1 protein-coding gene is annotated in these 282 nt (G+C 56.0%); it reads right to left on the bottom strand.

Annotation, left to right across the window (positions count from 1 at the left end):
* The coding region (locus KVT27_RS24265) for a hypothetical protein (protein WP_217582142.1) at positions 1 to 282 on the bottom strand (282 nt) is incomplete at both ends.

Genomic DNA, 282 nt, shown 5'->3' with positions numbered 1-282 from the left:
CCAGTAGCCCCAGTCACACCAGTAGCTCCGGTAACGCCAGTAGAGCCAGTAGCTCCGATATCACCAGTAGCCCCAGTCACACCAGTTACACCAGTAGTTCCAGTAGCCCCAGTTACACCAGTAGTTCCAGTCGCGCCAGCAGCTCCTGTAATACCTGTAGCGCCAGTTATACCCGTAGCGCCAGTAGAACCTGTAGCACCAGTAGTTCCAGTCACACCAGTAGTTCCAGTAGCCCCAGTCACACCAGTAGCTCCGGTAACGCCAGTAGAGCCAGTAGCTCCG

Origin of the sequence: Lysinibacillus sp. GbtcB16 (assembly GCF_019091145.1) — a bacterium.
GTDB lineage: Bacteria > Bacillota > Bacilli > Bacillales_A > Planococcaceae > Lysinibacillus > Lysinibacillus fusiformis.
This window is presented reverse-complemented; position numbering and strand designations above follow the sequence as displayed.